Raw genomic sequence first — 18,361 nt, 5'->3', positions numbered from 1 at the left:
GCGAATTCAAAATAAACACTACTCTTCATTCAAGGGATAGACCTTGCGAAATTCTTCTAAGACGACACCCATTTCTTGGGAAAACTCCAAACCAGCTTCCTCTAGACACTCTGTGAAGAATGCCTGATGGACCTGCTGCCAATATGCCAAGGATTTATCTCCTTCTCCTTCCTTAAAGGCATGATCAGCTGAAACCTCATTAAAAGGTAAAACAGAGACTTTGGTGATTTCAACGATACAAACAGCCTTTTCCTGACTGTCTAAAATGACATCAAAGCTTCCTGCCTGAGGCAAGGGCTCATTTTCAAGCTTATAGAGCTCATAGGCCGAAGACGTCGCTGTCTTCTCACCACATAGCACTAAGTCGGCAAGCTCATCTGCCGAAGCACCGAAGGCCCAGGCGTCAAGCGCATCACCAATCTCTGGATTGATTTTCTTGTATGCTTGCCACATTTCTTTTGGAGTCATCACTTCTCCTGTCTTTCTAAAATGAAAATTTTTGTTTATAAAAAATCTTCCTACAAAACTGTATCTTTATCAAAATCCATAAAGTCATCATGCTCATAATAGTAAAGCAGAGCCTGTAAACACTCTTGATCAGTCGCTTCTGCTTTCTGCTCCATGACTGACAAGAGAACATCCGCAAAATCTTCACCGTAATAAATCAGCTCCAGCTCTTGCTCCCTTACTTGTCTAGGATAAACATCCTTATTGTCCACTACTTGAGGATAATCAGCAAGCAAGTAGCTGTCCTGAAAATTCAGTTCTCCATTTTCCTTAGCATACAAACAGAAATCATCATCTAGCTCTTCCGATTTTACAGCCTGAATGATATCTTTTAAGTCATAGCTCTGGTTTTTCTTCATTGGTCAAAAGTCCCTTTCCATTCATAAGCCGGATAAGCTCCTAGACACTGATAGCCCAAACTTTTTGCAACCTTCTTGGAAGCTTCATTGTGCGCATCCCAGAGAGGAAAGAGTGAGCGGTTTTGGGCTTCTAAAATCATCTGGGCACCCAAGATTTTGGCTAAGCCCTGCCTTTGGTAGGCTGATTTGGTAGCAATTTCAATCTCAAGGGCTCCATGATAGACCAATCCTGTCGATACGCCAGCGATGATTTCCTCTCCTGAATATACTGAAAAACCAAAGCCACCCGCCACTTGAAAATGGTCAAAATCAGAAAAATCACCCTGCAAATCCTGAGACCAGGCTTCCCTAGCCAAACATTCATAACTCTCCTTATCAATCGGACTAAGGTAGTAATTTGCTGGTAGCCTGCTCTGCCATTTCTCCAAATCCTCTGTATCAAAATCAGCCCTGTCCGAAAAAGCGTAGCGAGTAAACCGCTCCAGTCCACTCTGACTATCCAGAAACTCTTGCCAGCTGAAATCTTCAGAGATGATAATCTTATCAGCCAGACCATACTGGCTACTATAATCCTGCCAAAAATCCAAATCCACCTGACCAGCTGGAAAAATGAAATTTCCTAGTTGGTAAAGGCAGGATGTCTCAGACGCGTTCATAAAGAACTCCCCTAGGCCAGCATCCAAACCGTAAAGTACCATATTTTTGGTCCAGGATTGGAAAAGATTTTTAGCTTTTTCATTGTTCGCATTCTTCATTCACTTACTTCAAACTCCAGCCACCGTCGATTTTGATAATCTCGCCCTGCATAGCAGCTGCCTTACCACTAGCTAGAAAGAGACTAACGTCAGCCACTTCTTGGGGGTCCAGCCAGCGCTTGATCGGCGTTTCATCAGCAACCCAGTCAGCTAGTCCGCCTGGTTCAAAATCTGCGGCAGTCATGGCTGTCTTAACAGCGCCTGGTGCCAAGCCAAAGACTTGGATATTTTTATCCGCATAGTCTAAGGCTATCTGCTTGGTCAGGCCTGCCAGAGCATGCTTAGAGGCCGTATAGGCAGCACCGCCACCGCCAGCCAAAAAGCTAGCAATCGAACACATATTAATGATGATACCAGACTTTTTCTCCAGCATTTTCTGCAGGTAAAAGCGGGTGATTTTCATGGTAGCGGTCAGATTAAGCGCAAAAATCTGATCCCAGTCCTCATCGCTGGTCTCGTGCAGAGGACGATAATCGTCCAAGATTCCTGCTGTATTGCAGAGAATGTCTACCTCGGGCAAGCTGGTGAAGAGTGGCGTCAAATCACCTGTCAAATCCAACTTGACGAAACGAAGCTCATTTAGAAAGCCAGGATTTTCATCCTTATCCACCCCGTAAACCCGGTAGCCATTTTCCAAAAAGCTCTGGGCTTGAGCTCTACCAATACCAGAGCTAACCCCCGTCACTAGTACTGTCTTAGTCATCTACTTCCACCCAATCTGTCGCAAGAACATCACAAGGAGTCGGACTCCACATGGAGAAGCCCTCCCCCTCACCTGAAACATTGATGAGAAAATATGGTGTCACTTCAAGAGCCACCCCATTTTGCTCAATCGTGTCAAAGAGCTGGACGTAGTTTTCTGCTCCGCCCCAGCCTGTACGCACATATTTTTTCTTGGCCTTAAGGCCTGGTAAAATCTCTTCAAATGTCATGGTTTTCTCCTTTGTTTTATTGATATTTACTTACAAATTTACTACTTAGCATTAGTAATTATATTAGACGATGATTGCTCTTGGCAATTTGGTTCTCTGGTTGAGATATGAAATTTTGCCCAAGATTGAGCTCATTATTCTGCTCCAAACTTGCCATTATAATATTTCTGAATATCTTCATAGCTCATGATTTTTGTGTCCTGTCCTTCAGTACTCCACTTACCCGGCAAGTATAATCCATCATAAACAGATGCTCCTGTTTTCAAAAATTCTGTTTCGAGTTCAATGAGCTCCTTACCATTTGTAATAAGCCCATTTTCTGATTGAATTACCTTATAAGCGAAGCTGTTCTTTTTAGAAAATAGCTTGAAGGCTGAGGAGTTAGATTGTCTTAAATTGATGTCCCCCTTATAATCTTCAGATTTCCAAAATCCATTATCAAAAGGTTCAACACCCGATCTGTTTTTTTCATCTGTGAACAACCTGATGTCAATCTGATTTGTCACGTTAAGCTCCTGCTCTGTTTTCTCTGCGTCTATTTTTAGAGTTCTAAGATTTAGTAAAAAGTATCGATATTTTTTCTGTTCGGTTATCGAAAGGACAACATAATCATTGTTACCTATTTTTCTAAGAATTGGCAAGGTCCCATGAAACTCTATCTGATCATTTTTCAAATAATTTACCATTAATTTCCAAACATCTATTTCTTTTTTAGGGGCTTTTTTATTAGTTAAATCAAAGATATCCAAATACGCGAATTCATCTGACTTCATTTCTTTACTAGCAGTCGCTCGTCTTAATTTTTGGCGTTCTCTAACAAGAAAATTTGGATTTACTCTAATCCAATCAGAGGAATTAATAGCTTTCGCCACCTTGTTATTTTCAAAATCCCACTCAACAATAATACCGTTTTTATCATGAATAAATTCAAATTTGTGAATATCCGCATTAGCATTATAAATTGTATATTGATAAGACTCCTTTTTATTACTTGACTTCTCATTTTTCTCTTGTGAAGAACAAGCCGAAATAAACAATATAAATATTAAACAAATGATAATTTTACATATGTCTTTTAGAATTTTTGTCATCTAGTGTACCTCTTCTGCTTAACAAATCATTTTCCTCACATTCAATCACCGTGGTTTCCATCGATTACTATAATCAGAAAGTTCAATTTTATCTTATCTTGCTTCTGAAAGATGATCTAAGAATCGGCGTTTTTCTCCATCTCCACAAATAGATGAATATCGCCATTGCTTTCCTGCGGAATGCGCCTCACCACTTCAAAGCCCATGTTGAGATAAAGTTGCTGGGCTCGGTGATTGAAGTCGGCCACGGATAGACTTATGACTTGGGGTGCAAAATTTGCCATGATAAAGTCCAGAATTTCCTGCAGAAATCCAGCGCCCTGACCTTTTCCACAATGCTCTGGCTTCATCCCCAAACCAAGCTCCAAAGTTCGCTCTCCTTTCTGCTCCAAGCAGAAAAATCCATAGAGTTCTCCTTCTCTAAGAACTTGATAATAACGGTCTCCACGCGCTTCTGGGGAGACTATTTCTTCATAATCTTCCAAATCATTTTTCATATCATAAAAATCATAGGGCGCCTCGTAATGCCAGTCATTAGCAATTTCTAAAGCATGCTGCTGAGATAGTGGTTCAATCATCATCTACTCCTCTTTTCTCTAAAACTCCCAATAAAATCGTTTCTGGTCTGCTTTTTCGCTACAGCCAAGACTACGATAAAATTTATGGGCAAATGTGCGGGAAATACCTGAATTAATCCGAATCCCTGTGTAGCCTGCTGCTTTTCCCTCGTCACGCAAAGCTTGCATCAGCGCTCTGCCATGTCCCTGCCCTTGAAAATCCTGAGCGACGGCCAAAGCTAAGAGATTGAGCAAGGACGGGAAATAGAGACAGTCGTAGCTAGCCGCATGAGCGTAACCTATGACCTGTCCATCTTCTTCAACTACCAAAATCAAATGCTGGTCAGTCTCTAGGAGTCTCTTCAGTTGAGCCTCCGTCGATTCCCTATCAAAATCATATCCTAGACTCTCAGCATTAAGTCGCTGAATTGCTGCGGCGTCACTTAGTTTTACTTTACGAATCATTTGTCACCTCGTTTTACATTTTATTATATCAGAAAAGTAGCCTGCTCTGCTGTCTTCAGGTGGCGTTCTTCTTCCGATTTTCTTTAGACGAAAGATTCTGTTTGGAAAGCTTATGCTTTTTCATATCAATCTGATTTTTTTCTTAAAAAAGACAGAGCTACAAACAGCTCTGCCTAATATTTTCGCGATAAAAATTAATGATCTGCATAAATTTCAGAATGCTTATAGCCATATCCAAAATAAATCAAACTCCCCACCAGTAAAGCAATACCAAAAGCCTGCCAGGTTTCCTTAGTATACTGGGTCATGAAGGACAGGCAGATGATAATAGATAGAATTGGCAAGACCGGAACAAAAGGAGTCTTGAATTCACCTGCTTGGGGCATCCCTTTGTCTTTTCGTAATTTCAAAATGGCAAGAGCCAATAAAATTAGATAGGCCAAGGTACAGATATTGAGGAAAGATGCGATACTAGCCAAGGGGAAAATACCCGCACAAACAGCTGACGCAAGCCCCACCAAAATCGTTGCATTCTTTGGTACCCGACTGGTCTCTGTCAATTGTCTAAATGAACGAGGTAAGAGACCATCACGCGCAATACTGTAGATCATTCGAGACAGGGCAAAGGTCATGGAAATGCAAACGGTAATCAAGGTCAAAATCGCCACTACTGAGACATAGTTTGCCGCCCAGCCAAGTCCAACACTGCGAAGAGCAAAGGCTACTGCATCTGAAACATTTAGCTTAGTGTAGTGAACAATCCCTGTCAGAACCAAGGTCACCAAAATATAAAGAATGGTCACAATGGTCAAGGACAGGACAATCCCACGCGGAACATTCTTTTGAGGTTCCTTGATTTCGTCGACCGCCATAGAAATGGACTCAAAGCCTAGAAAGGCAAAGAACATGAGCGAAGCCCCAGCCATAATACCGACCTTCCCGCCATAAATCTCACCAAAACCAAAAGGGGCAAAGTTAGACCAATTTTCTGGCTTGATAAAAAAAAGACCTGCAATAACAAAAAGTGCCAGAGCTGAAAATTTCAGGACCACCAAGGCAGAGTTAAAGCGTAGAGCAGCTTTAGAATTTAATAAGACAACTGCGGTGACAAAAAGTAAAACCAAGATAGGCAAGAGATCTACATAAGTCCCCTCTTTAGGATTAAAGGTGCCATTTAAGGCCGTAGGGAGCTGGATGCCAAAGCCACTCAATAGCCCCTTTAAATAAGATCCCCAGCCAGAAGCAACACCTGAGATAGCAGTCATAAATTCCATAATAGTCAGCCAACCAGCAATCCATGCCGGAAACTCACCGAAGACAGCATAGATATAGCTATAAGCTCCACCATTTGCCGGAATGCGAGAAGCAAATTCAGCGTAAAAAAGAGCTGACATGCTCACACAAAGCGCTGAAATGATAATCGAAATAATCAAGGACGGACCAGCATAATTGGCTGCTCCAATCCCTGTGATGGTGAAAATCCCTGTTCCCACCATGGCTCCAATTCCTAATAAAATCAAATCGTGAATCTTTAGATGTCTTTTCATCCCAGTCCTAGACTTGCTGACATCTTTTTTACGAAAAATATCCATCATCATCTCCTCCAAAATATAGACGGTTCATTATATCACAAGTTTCCGTATTTAGAAATAGCAACATCACTTTTGACTTTGCTTCCATCCATAAAAATAGAAGTTGGGAAATTCCCAACTTCTTACATTGAAATGATTTTGCGATAGCTACGTGATGTAATCGCAAAGACAATAATATAGCTGATAAAGAAGATTGCACAGACTCCCAAGGTTACTGCTAACATTAAGCTTGCATTGAGTACTCCAAGAGCTGATAAGATGAGGCTTAGCATATGGTAAGCAAAGGCTAGATGGATAAAGGCAAAGGCCAAAGGTAGGAAGAAGACTATCAAGATCTGTCTACGAATGGTTTGCTTGATTTGTTTTTCATCTAAACCGACCTTTTGCAGGATCACAAAGCGATCCCGATCTTCATACCCTTCAGATATCTGCTTGTAATAGATGATGAGTACAGTTCCAAGCATAAAGACGACGGATAAGAAGATTCCGATAAAGAACATACCTCCCAGCATCCCCTTGATTTCTTGCTTATCAGAAGTCGATACTGATCCATAGACTGCATGATTTTCAGGCAGGGTTGTATTATAGGCACTGAGCTTTTCTTGATAGGCATCTCTCAATTTACTTTGCTGGTCTTTTGGCAGATCCAGATTCAGACCTCCGTAATAGTTACTATTGACAGCATATTTTCCCATCAAGCCAGCGAAGATCTTACTTGGATCTTTCACCACCATATAGATTTTTCCGGGAACAATCATATTCATCTGATCTGGTAAATGACCATAAATAAAGTCTTCTTTTAACACTTTCTTGATTTTCAAAGTTTGGTCAGCGATTGTCATCGTTTCTTGATCTTTCAGTTTCAAACCTTGTTGGAATATTGCCACTTCATTTTCTTCAAGATTAAGTGACTTTCCAGTCATGTCTTGATAAACTGCTTCAGAGACAGCCAAGATATAGATATTGGGTGCTACTGCTTTTTGAGTACTTGGGTATAAGTCCAGCTGATTGTCATTTAGACTTTTGACTCCCATAGTATAGTACTGATAGACAGCTTTTTTAGTCACTGATAAGTTCTGCTCTTGAGCAAACTCTGTCAAGACTTGATCTATTTGCTGACCATTCACACCCTTTCCTTGTAGGCTGATATCATGAGGGAACATGGCATTTTGCATATATTCTCCACCAGCATAGATATTAGCACCGCCAGACAAGGTCACCAGAACCATGGTTGACAAGATTGTAATTGTTGCCAGACCAACAGCATTTTTTTTCATTCGGAAGATCAGGTTGGACACCGAAATCATATTATTGGGCTGATAGTAGTAGTAAGTTTTTCTCTTTTGTAAGAAATGTAAAAATTTCGTGATTCCTGCATTGAAGAGAAGATACGTTCCTAAAATGACAAAGAGAACTGCAACAAAGAACACTAGGATTGCTGCTATTGGACTGGTTACTCCTGATGCTAAGTAATAACCATAAATAAGAGATGCTAAACCTAAAATGGTTTGCAGTCCTAGGAAGCGACTTTTCTTTTCACCACTATTTTTTTCCTTGACGAGCTGGAGGGCATCTAATTTTCTCAAATACAAGCCATTTTTAATCATCAAGAAGAAAAATACAAAGCCATAGAAGAAAGTGACTAGGAATAGTACTAGAGGTTGAAAAGTTGAAGTCAAAACAACCTTCAGATCCATGATTTTCAGCAATAAAGCGTAAATCAACTGGTCAAACAAGAGACCTAGCCCCAGACCAATTATGAGTGTCACCAGCCCAAAGACTATCAACTCTATGATCATCATGATGAAGAGATGAAATCTATTCAGCCCCAGCATACTATAGAGCCCTAATTCTTTGGACCGATTTTTAATGACAAAACTATTGGCATAAAAAACAATAATAGATGTGGTAATACTAACAATAATTAATCCTAGAGCTAAGACCATGGAAACGGCACTCGCTCCAGCCATTTCTGCCAAATGGGGATTAAAGGTCAAAGAGAAAAAGATGTAGGAAATAGCTACTGCCAGACAGGTCGCGAGGGCAAAGGGATAATAGAGCTTGCGATTTTTCACAAGATTGGAAAGCGCAAGCTTACCGGTTAATCTAATCATGAGCACCCACCTCACTTGCCATGACAGTCAAAGTATCAGAAATCTCCTGGAACATCTGACGTTCTGTCTTATCTCCACGGAAAATCTGATTGTAAAGAATACCGTCCTTGATAAAGAGTACCCGCTTGGCTCTGCTAGCTGCTGATGTCGAGTGGGTCACCATCAGAATGGTCTGACCTCGGTCATTAATATCGTCAAAAACATCTAAAAGCGCAGCCGATGACTTGGAATCCAGTGCCCCTGTTGGCTCATCCGCTAATAAAATCTCTGGCTCCGTGATGATGGCCCGCGCCACCGCAACCCGTTGCTTCTGACCACCGGAAATCTCATAAGGAAACTTCTCTTGCAGCTTGTTAATACCTAATTCAGTACAAGTAGTGACTAGCTTTTGCATCATCTCGGTGACGGGACGTCGAGAAAGCACTAAAGGCAAGAGGATATTGTCCTTAACTGACAAGGTATCCAGCAAGTTAAAGTCCTGAAAGACAAAGCCTAGCTTTTCTCTGCGGAAGCTGGATGCTTGGCTATTTTTGATAGTCGCTGTATCTGTTCCGTTCAGAAAGACTTGCCCTTCTGTTGGCTTGTCCAGCATGGCTAAAATATTGAGGAGTGTTGACTTGCCTGAGCCAGACTCTCCCATGATAGCCACATAGTCACCCTCATCTACTGTAAAGTGAATATCCTTTAGCGCTTCTACTTGATTGCCCTGAAAACGGGTCTTATAAATCTTTTTTACGTGTTGTACATCTAATAAACTCATAACTTCTCCTTTAAAATCCTAAGTACATTTCTTGAGCCGCCTGATTGGCTTGGCATCCGAATTTCGTCCATTCAATTTCTTTTTGACTTGGCCGAATGGAAGGTTTATCTTTCTTATGACTTATTTTAAATAATTTCATTCTAAACACTTCTTTCTTTTGATAATCTTATTCTACCGAATTTGCACTCGGCTTTCCATAACCTAACCTTACAATCTTACTTCTAATCTTACATTTTTGTCATCTTTGATTTTTAATCGTATAAAGAGAAAGTTTTGATAAACTTTCTCTTTATAGAAGTTGGAACTGGATATTCCTTAATGACTATACTGCAACCAGAAGTAATATTGACTAGAGGCACAGCCTAAGCGAGTCTTCTCGATTTCTTCTTTAGAAATCTTTTGTGCTTTTAGAGGACGTTTGTCTTGGTTAAAAAGTTTAGTTTTCATAGTGGGCCTCCTTTATAACATTTGCTTTTATCAAGGGAAAGTATTCTTTCCCTTTCCTTTACACTTATAAGGATACTGCTTTTTTAAACTCGCTTCCATAACTTAACCTTTCATTTGGGCTTTTAAAGCTTACAATTTTGTCATCTTTCAACACAAGGAGTCAATGTGAACCTTATCTTGCTAGACTCAGCTTACTAGAAGTGCTGTAGTTACATAAAAAAGATCAGGGATAATTCCCTGATCTCTTCGTCTAGTTCAACGGATTGTCCTCTTACCTAATCATTAAATCTCAGTCTTCTTTTCTACGTTTCCTTGCAGCAAGACCAGCGCCTAAGCCCAAGAGAGCTAAGCCCGTGGTTATCGTAGCTTGATCTGACTGACTTCCTGTATTCGGTAAGTAACCTTTTTCAGTTGATTTGACTTTTTCTGCTTGAAGCTGCACTGCTTCAGATTTAGCTTTTTTATGATCTTCTTTCACAGCTTTGGTGCCTTGAACTTTTTCTTCTAGACTCTGATCTTTGCCTTGCCCAGAAGTTTGTGAATAAGCTTTATAAGTATCTTGTGACTTTGTTTTCTCTTCTGAAAGGGCTGTTCCCACTTCTAGAATCTGATCTTGTGTTTCTAATTTATTGTAGCTTTCTTTAAGAGTGCGTTTGCCATTTTCAAGCTCGACTAAGTTCACACGAATACCTTTACGACCTTCTTGGATAATACGCGTTTGACCAGCTGGAAGCATATGATTCTTACGCTCTTGCACTTGGAAATCAACCTCTTCTTCCTCTATCAGAAGCTCTGGTCTATATAGAACCAAATCTTTAATATCATCTTCTGGAAGAGCTGTTCCTTTCTTAGTACCGACAAGCAGGCCGCGATTGATTGGATCTTGAAGCACTTCTCGTAATTTTTCTGCTCGCTGACCATCTGGAGAAACTTCAGTAAAGATTCTTTCCTTACCATTTTGTCCTTCTTTTTCTACACGGCTTTCCCCAAGGTAGAGATTGGCATCTTCTTTTTCAATCGTCTGATAAGGAAGTTCTTTTTCTTCGACTTCTAGACGTGGAAGTTCTTCTTGAACTGCAGCTGCTACCTTACCAGCAGTAGTTTTTTCTTCCGTCAATTGAATACGGTATTCCTTAACCTGCTTACCATTCTCAGACAGAAGTCGAACCAAGACTGGCAAACGATTATCTCCACTATCTACAACAGTTGAAGCCACTTGGTCATTTTCTTCTACTGTCACTTTAGGACGTTGACCACTATAGGACACTTGATATTCCAAGCGTTCTGCAGAGAAGTTTGGAAGTTCTTTACCATCAAGTAAGATTTTTGATTTTGTACTTTCTTTAGGCAACTCACTTGGCGCCAAGAAAGTCATCTCAATTAAGGCAACTCCATTCTTATCTGCTTTTCTGTCCATTCTCCATCTCATAGCCTTGGATTTCACAGCACTAAAGGTTGCTGTCAATTCTGTACCAGCCTGGATATCTTGATTCATATTGTAAGGAACGGACTCCCAGTTATCAGGATTGTTAAACAAGTGGTTGGATTCATAAGCTCGATAGTTTGAATAATAGATTGGAACATCAAAGTCTGGGCCAACATAGCGCTCTAAGACTAGTTTAGACGGAGCATCTGTACCGCTATCAGCAAAGAAGTGCAGTTTGGCTTGATTGACTGTTCGTTCGACAATCTTACCGTTTTCTTTGAAGATAACACCTGCTGAAACATCTAGATTCGCTGATGGTGTCGCTGACCAATTTGTCCAACGGCGGCTCTCATCGAGGTCCCCGTCGTTGATATAATCCACTCGATCATGAGAATCTGGATCAGCATCATTTGTCTCAGAAGCAAAAGCCTGGTTACTATTCTCATCATAGTAAAGATTGTCTGATACAGATTCGCCTAACTTATCAGTCACTCGAACTCTTAGCTCGACAGGTAAGTCGCTTCCAACCAGACGACCGTGAACAGTAAACTGACCAGCTTTTGATAGGTTTTCAGCTGGAACAGGTTCCCATTCGACAGCCAAATCTTTCACTTCATAGTCTTTTTCCCCTGTAAAGTAAACAGGGACCTTGCTTGGTAGCTCTAGATTTTGACCTAGTTGGAGCAGGCGAGCTTGTTTTACTGTCGCTATTGGTTTACGTGCCAATAGATCTTTATCATTTGTAAAGTGGATGCGATACTCACCTAGAATATCTCCATTTTCAGCCTTGACGATAACGCGAACAGGATCTCCCTCGCGGACACTTGGTACGACAGTTGCCAGACCATTATTGCTGACACTTGCGGTTACTGCATCCGCCTTTCCATCCTTAGCTTCTAAATAGTAGTCTGTTAAGTCTGGATTAAAGTTTGGCAAATCTTGTCCCGCCACCTGTATTCTAGTCTGTGCTTGCTTAGCTGGAGCAACTTGTTTCGAGAAGATTTGAACTTCTGTGATAGAGGTTCCAAGTTTGTCATCTGCTCTCACCATACGAATACGAACAGCATAGGTATCTACCTTATCAAAGTTAAAGTGATTCATTTCACCTGCTTTTAGCTGATCTGGAGCTTTCAGATTGGTTACAGGTTTCCAATTGCTATCATCATTAAAGACATGCTCTTCGCTTTCTACAAAGCTAGGATTTTTTGGAGCTGTTGGCGTAGCTTGCCCAACATAATATTCAATCACATAAGACTTAGGTGCCCCAACCCCGTGATCTTCATGGAAGGCTACATTTAGGTTGTCTACTGACCGTTTAGTCAAGATACCAGAATCTCCAAAGAGAACCCCTACCGAATCTTCTTCACGACGGTTCCAGTTAGTCCAGCGGTTGGCTGGCTGATCCGTATAAGAAATCACTTTATCATTAACATTAGATACTAAATCGCTCGGGTTAGAATCTGAAGCAAAAGCAAGTGGCAATTCTGAACCAGTCCATTGGTCAGAGATGTTAGCACCATTTTCTGTTTGAGCTGATACTCGTACATGAAGCTTGGTTGGTAAAGCACTTCCTTCCACCTGTCCTGACACAGTAAAGACACCTTCTTTTTGATATTGACTAGGTGCAATAGGCTCCCAAGTAACTTTTGCTGACGAAACCTGACCATTTGAGTGGTAAGTCCGTACACTCTCTGGCAAGTGTGGAGCTTCTGCAATCGGTGTCGTAACACTGACTTCTTCGACTGCAATGATCCCTTCAACGGAGACTTTAGCAATGGCTTTTTGATCAATACCTTCGACCTTTCCTACTACTTCAAAAGTATGGTAGCGATCAAGTTCCTCCTTAGCCACTGCTTGCCAAGTAACTTTATGAACTTTAGGGAATCCTTTGTCGTACTCAACAGTAACAGTGGTTGGAAGATTTGGTTCTTGATGCAAATCAGTTACCACACTAACAGGACGAACGGATTGAACCGTTTTATTTTCTGTATTAGCCTGAATCGTCAAGTTTACTTGTCCTTCTGCTCCCTCGTATTCAGCTTTGAGTGTGACAATTCCAGGCTTGTGTAATTCAAGCATTCCTTTACGAACAGCCAGCTCTCCCTCTCCTGTTGTAGAGAAAGCAACCTTATCAGCCTGTAAGACCGCCTGAGTACCGTCTTGATAGTGGGCCAAAACAGTTAATTGAACAGTCTGATCCTCTTTTAGATGATTCGTTTGCTCAACTTGTAAGCTCAAACGTTCAATTTTAGGAGCTTCTTCTAAGAACTGAACAGCATAGGACTGTAGGGTACCGCCATCCTTAGGTTGAACATAAATGCTGGCCCGCAACCCATTTGCAACACTAGCTTGAACAACTGTGACATCTGCATTTTCAGCAGTCGCGGCTACTAAAGGAAGTTGAGATCCGTAAGCAAGACTATGGTAATGAACTGGTTTCTGACTAGTTAGACCTGTTACAGAATCACCGTCAAGAGTTACAGCTGGATTCACAGGTGCTTCTGCTTCACTATCTGTCACCAGTAAGGTTGCTGATACCTTTGTACCTGCAAGTTGCCCAGTCATTTGAATGCGGGAACCTGGAACAGAAAGTTTGTCCTTATCTTCTGGTGCAATTTCCCATTTATCCACATCATAGTGTTCGAGACTACCATCAGTTAAGGCAAGAGCAACTGACTTATCTACAGTACTCAAATCTGTCCCTGGTGCTACTCGTTTGATAACTGGCAATTCTCTTTCAACGGCTAAAACTTCAACACGTGCTTCTACCTGACGGCCTTCTGCCTCTCCTTTGACAGTCACAATGCCTGAATGACTAACATCTGCTTGTGACCAAGTCACAGGCTGTTCAGCCCGGCTTCCGTCACTGTAAACAAAAGGAACTGTCGCTGGCAAGCTTGGAGCTTGTCCCAAAACTGTACGAACTTTTGGCACTTCCGTCCCTAACACTGTCTTTTCTTTCTGATCATCCTTTCCAGTGAAAATAGTCACCTGGTCCGATTTTAGTAAATCAGAATGAGCCGTTAAGGTGAATTTCCCTGCCTGGTCTGTTGATTTGACAATGGCAACCCCTTTACCATTAAAGGCTTTGCGAATCCAAGAGCCGTCTGCTTGTTCCTTGTAACGTTCACGGCTAGCCTGTTCTCCATTATCTACTCCGACTAGCTGACCTTGTCCATGCAATTGGAAACGAACGAGGTTATTAGCAGTTGGCACGACATTGCCGTCACGGTCTACGATTTCATAGTAGATATAGGTCAAGTCTTTTCCATCTGCTGCAATAGCGTGCTCTTCCTTGACCAAGCGTACACCTGCAGGTTGACCTGCTGTTACAATCTTATCTCGGGCAATTTCTTTACCTTGATCATCACGAGCTACTGCTTCCAAAGTCCCTGGCTGATAAGCTACTTTCCACTCAAGGTAGAGTTCGTGAGGATTTGCCCCCTCTTGATAGCTACGGCCGTCACTTGTCTCTTTTTTGTTAAATTTCTTGATTCCCAAAGATTGGTTGTTCAAGAATAATTCAACACTAGCAGCATTGGAGTATGCACGGACTGGTATTTTATTTTCAGCATCTGCAACATTGTCTGCTAATTCCTGATCTTCCCAATTCCAATGAGGAAGCAAGTGAACCATTGGTTTCTTCTTGGCAGAAACCCACTGACTTTGGTAAAGGTAATAGTCGTTTTTAGGAATCCCAGCTGTATCCACTATTCCGAAATAAGAACTCTTTACAGGAGTACTGTTTTGGTTGTGCCAAGGAGTTGGTTCACCGATATAGTCTGTTCCTGTCCAGATAAATTGTCCTGCGTAACCAGCATTATCTCGGTCAAAAGTCCAAGAAGCTGTTGCCGTTTTACCCCAGCCAACTCGATCATTTCCATAGTCCGATTGTTCATAGTTTCGCCAAGACTGATTGCTTCCAACCCATTCTTGTTCTGGATGGAAATAACTGCCACGTGTACGAGTCGCAGAAGACGTTTCAGAACCATAAATCAACCAATTTGGATGTTTGGCACGCAAGGCTTTGTAATTATCTTCTGAATAGTTAAAACCAACTGCATCTAGCTCATCAGCGATTTTTTCGTGGCCACCACTACCATCACCGAAGCGGAATTTGTCTGCCCCCATCGTGACATAGCGGGTTTTATCAACTGACTTGATAACCTTGACCAGACGTTTAACAGTCGCTAAAGAATGAGCATCTCCATTAGCCTCACCGATTTCATTTCCGATAGACCACATGACGATAGCTGGGTTATTTTTACCTCTTTCTACCATTGTCCGCAAGTCATAATCAGACCATTTTTCGCCCTTTTTGGCCTCTGGGTGAGTGGCGTCTTTTTCAAAGAAACGACCGTAATCGTAAGGCTTCTTACCTCCATACCAGGTATCAAAAGCCTCTTCTTGGACTAGCAATCCCAACTCTGCCGCAATCTGCAAAGTCTGTTCACTAGCAGGATTATGGGTCGTACGAATCGAATTGACCCCCATTTCCTTCATTTGCTTGAGACGACGGTACTCAGCCTTATAGTTTTCTTCTGCTCCTAGGGCTCCGTGATCATGGTGCAAGGAAACCCCGTGAAATTTGATTCTCTGACCATTCAAAGAGAAACCTTCATTAGGAGTCCAGTTATAATAGCGATAACCAAACAAGTCTTTCTTAGCGTCAACAAGCTGACCATCACGATAAATCTGTGTCACTAGCTCATATAAGGCAGGCTTATCATTCAACACCGTCCACAGTTCTGGCCTTTCAACTTGTAAACTTGTCTGAATTGTACTAGTCTCATGAGCTTTCAGTTTTTGACTGGCAGTACGAATCACTTCTGTTACAGCTTCCCCGCCTCGTCTCACAATTTGGTATTCAGCTGTAATTTCATGATCTTTATCATCTGTATTAGCAATCTTACTGCTGACAAGAGTGTCTACCTTTCCATCTTTTTGATTTTCCAACTGAGGAGTCAAGATGGTTGTTCCGTTCTTTTGAACATGAACCTTATCTCTGATAAGAAGAGAAACGTCACGGTAGATTCCACTTCCTGAATACCAACGACTGCTTGGTTGCTTGTTAATCACATGAACAGCAATGATATTTTCCCGGCCATCTTTGTGAAGATAGTTTGTAATATCGTATGAAAATTGATTATAGCCATTTGGATAATGACCGACCAGCTGGCCATTCACATAGACTTGCGAATCCATATAGACCCCATCAAAGGTCAGACGTACATTTTTATCTAAATCCTTTTCATCTAATTTAAGGGGCTTGCGATACCAAGCGTCTCCACCATTAAGTTGGCCCCCTTCATTCTGTGCAGGAGAGTCATGATCAAAGTCAAAGTGGATACTCCAGTCATGAGGTAAGTCTAATTTTTTCCATGAAGTTATATCGGCCTCATCTTTTATTGCTTCCTTAGCATTAGCGTTTAATTTAAAGTGCCAATTCTGATTAAAATTGACCTTTCTATCCTCAATCATTTGACTCACTTCCTCCTCAGTAGCAGATTTCACCTTATCCTTTTCTGATCCTTCTTGGGCAGAGGACTCGCTTATTTCTTTCACTTCATTTTTTACTGATTCAGAAAACTCTTTTTCTACCTTAGGACTAGGTGAATTCTCTTCTGTTTTCTCTGGAAAAGTTTCCTGTGTTGAAAGAGCTGGACTAGCATCTGCAGTCTCAGATGATTCACTAGTGGCAACTGCCTTATCAGAGTGCTCTTCCTCAATCTTTCCTTCTTCTTTGACGCTTTCAGCACTAGCGTTAACGGCCACTTCTTCCGCATAAACAGGGTTTCCTGCAGAAAGACTAGCTCCAAACAAAACTGCACAAGTTCCAATAAGTACTGAGCATGCACCAACAGTAAATTTTCGGATGCTATAGACTCTTTTACGATTCCAATATCCTTTTTCCATAAGGCCCTCCACCAAGTAATCGCTTCCATTTTTATAGAAGCAAGCTATTCCTATAGTTTTCTTCACCTTATTTTATAAAACAAGTTGCATAATCTCAATACGAATGAAGCCGTTTTCATATTTATGAGTGATTTTTCTAAAATTAGGAGAATCATAGAATTTTCTTCAGTTATCAGCAATTTTTATCTGTTCAGTTCTGTCACTTATTTCTGATAAAAAAAGTAAAAGACATAAAAAAACAAGCGTCAATTTTCATTGACACTTGTTTCTTGTTTTAGTTTTTAAAACGAGTCCCGTAGTAAACTCCCCATCCAACAATCATAGTTAAACCAAGGGCAAGAAGTGTAAAGCTAAGCTCTGTACCTGTTAATGGTAAAGTATTCTTAGTCTTATCTTTTTCTTGTGGTTTTTCTGAATCTTTTGGATTTGTCTTACCAGGATCTTTAGGATTTTTCTTATCCGGATCCTTTGGTTTTCCATTGCCTGGATCTTTAGGATCTTTATTACCTGGCTTATCAGGTTTATTTGGTTTGTTTGGTTTATTTGGTTTATTTGGGACACTTGGAATTGTTGGAATACTTTGGTCTGTTACTACTAACTTCCCATCCTTGTACTCTACTGTGTTTCCATTAGCGTTCAAAATTGTTATCGTTCCGTCGAAGTTCACTTGGAAAGTGATGTCTTTAACAGCTAGGTAACCAGCTGGGGCTGTCGCTTCATGGAAAGTATATACTCCAGGAGCTAATTCTAAATCATGTGATTTGTTTACTTCTGAAGTCCATTCTGCTACAGGATTACCAGTTGCCTCGTTGCCTCGGAAAATTTGAATTTGTGCACTACCAATTTCGGTACCGTATTGGTTGATCTTACTGAAAGTTACCTTACGTGGAAGGTCATCATCTTTATCAGTTACAGTTACTTTGGAACCATTGGTAACGACCTTGTTGTCTTCACCTTTAGAGTCTTTTTCGCCAACGTTTGTCACTTCCACTGTGCCGTCGTGTTTGACTTGGAAAGTAATATCCGTTACTTTGAGGTAACCGGTTGGAGCTGCTTCCTCATGGAAGGTGTAAGTACCTGGGGCCAAGTTGAGATCTTTAGACTTACCAGCTTCTGAAGTCCAGTTTTCTACTGCATCTCCTTCTGCCTTATCGCCCTTGTAGATCTTGATCTGAGCTCCCGCGATTTCTGTTCCACCAAGGCTAACCTTGCTGAAGGTAATCTTACGTGGAAGATCATCATCTTTATCGGTTACAGTCACAGTTGAGCCGTTAGTTACGACTTTGTTATCTTCACCCTTAGAGTCTTTTTCTCCAACGTTTGTCACTTCCACTGTACCGTCATGTTTGACTTGGAAAGTAATATCCGTTACTTTGAGGTAACCGGTTGGAGCTGCTTCCTCATGGAAGGTGTAAGTACCTGGGGCCAAGTTGAGATCTT

At 41.2% G+C, this 18,361-nt stretch carries 15 protein-coding genes; all 15 read right to left on the bottom strand.

Annotated features, from left to right (window positions below; genetic code table 11):
• Nucleotides 1-18 precede the first annotated feature (18 nt).
• Nucleotides 19-468 (bottom strand): ASCH domain-containing protein, encoded by a 450-nt coding sequence (locus PCY09_RS00075; protein WP_125397072.1) that lies wholly within the window; start codon nucleotides 466-468, stop codon nucleotides 19-21.
• Between the two features lie 50 nt (nucleotides 469-518).
• Nucleotides 519-866, bottom strand: a complete 348-nt coding sequence (locus tag PCY09_RS00070) for a hypothetical protein (RefSeq protein ID WP_125397071.1) — start codon at nucleotides 864-866, stop codon at nucleotides 519-521.
• Nucleotides 863-1,621, bottom strand: a complete 759-nt coding sequence (locus PCY09_RS00065; protein WP_125397070.1) for a GNAT family N-acetyltransferase — start codon at nucleotides 1,619-1,621, stop codon at nucleotides 863-865. Before PCY09_RS00065 ends, PCY09_RS00070 begins: the two co-directional genes overlap by 4 nt.
• Nucleotides 1,622-1,625: 4 nt before the next feature.
• Nucleotides 1,626-2,324, bottom strand: a complete 699-nt coding sequence (locus PCY09_RS00060; RefSeq protein WP_045635142.1) for a 3-oxoacyl-ACP reductase — start codon at nucleotides 2,322-2,324, stop codon at nucleotides 1,626-1,628.
• Entirely contained in the window at nucleotides 2,317-2,553 is a 237-nt protein-coding gene (locus PCY09_RS00055) for a DUF2829 domain-containing protein (RefSeq protein WP_002899859.1), read from the bottom strand. Before PCY09_RS00055 ends, PCY09_RS00060 begins: the two co-directional genes overlap by 8 nt.
• A 134-nt stretch (nucleotides 2,554-2,687) precedes the next feature.
• On the bottom strand, nucleotides 2,688-3,644 hold the full coding sequence (locus PCY09_RS00050) for a hypothetical protein (protein ID WP_125397069.1): 957 nt from the start codon (nucleotides 3,642-3,644) through the stop codon (nucleotides 2,688-2,690).
• A gap of 116 nt (nucleotides 3,645-3,760) precedes the next feature.
• On the bottom strand, nucleotides 3,761-4,225 hold the full coding sequence (locus PCY09_RS00045) for a GNAT family N-acetyltransferase (protein WP_082307509.1): 465 nt from the start codon (nucleotides 4,223-4,225) through the stop codon (nucleotides 3,761-3,763).
• Nucleotides 4,226-4,240: 15 nt separating this feature from the next.
• Nucleotides 4,241-4,666 (bottom strand): GNAT family N-acetyltransferase, encoded by a 426-nt coding sequence (locus PCY09_RS00040; RefSeq protein WP_082307508.1) that lies wholly within the window; start codon nucleotides 4,664-4,666, stop codon nucleotides 4,241-4,243.
• Between the two features lie 194 nt (nucleotides 4,667-4,860).
• Nucleotides 4,861-6,258, bottom strand: coding sequence for an amino acid permease (locus PCY09_RS00035; RefSeq protein WP_082307507.1), 1,398 nt, complete (start codon nucleotides 6,256-6,258; stop codon nucleotides 4,861-4,863).
• A 122-nt stretch (nucleotides 6,259-6,380) separates the two neighbouring features.
• Complete coding sequence (locus PCY09_RS00030; RefSeq protein WP_125397068.1) at nucleotides 6,381-8,372, bottom strand: ABC transporter permease; 1,992 nt, start codon at nucleotides 8,370-8,372, stop codon at nucleotides 6,381-6,383.
• Nucleotides 8,365-9,132, bottom strand: a complete 768-nt coding sequence (locus tag PCY09_RS00025; RefSeq protein WP_060970654.1) for an ABC transporter ATP-binding protein — start codon at nucleotides 9,130-9,132, stop codon at nucleotides 8,365-8,367. The genes PCY09_RS00030 and PCY09_RS00025 overlap by 8 nt, the downstream gene beginning before the upstream one ends.
• A 10-nt stretch (nucleotides 9,133-9,142) precedes the next feature.
• Complete coding sequence (locus PCY09_RS00020) at nucleotides 9,143-9,271, bottom strand: hypothetical protein (RefSeq protein WP_260468547.1); 129 nt, start codon at nucleotides 9,269-9,271, stop codon at nucleotides 9,143-9,145.
• Between the two features lie 176 nt (nucleotides 9,272-9,447).
• A complete protein-coding gene (locus PCY09_RS00015; protein ID WP_008809422.1) occupies nucleotides 9,448-9,579 on the bottom strand; it encodes a hypothetical protein in 132 nt (43 codons plus the stop codon).
• 289 nt (nucleotides 9,580-9,868) lie between these two features.
• Nucleotides 9,869-16,921, bottom strand: coding sequence for an LPXTG-anchored adhesin/beta-galactosidase BgaA (gene bgaA, locus PCY09_RS00010; RefSeq protein ID WP_125397067.1), 7,053 nt, complete (start codon nucleotides 16,919-16,921; stop codon nucleotides 9,869-9,871).
• A gap of 274 nt (nucleotides 16,922-17,195) precedes the next feature.
• The coding region (locus tag PCY09_RS00005) for a SpaA isopeptide-forming pilin-related protein (protein WP_301556685.1) at nucleotides 17,196-18,361 on the bottom strand (1,166 nt) is incomplete at its 5' end.

Origin of the sequence: Streptococcus sp. SG2, from assembly GCF_030439925.1 — a bacterium.
Classification (GTDB): Bacteria; Bacillota; Bacilli; order Lactobacillales; family Streptococcaceae; genus Streptococcus; species Streptococcus gordonii.
The sequence above is the reverse complement of the archived record's forward strand: the minus strand, read 5'-3'. Positions and strand labels throughout refer to the sequence as shown.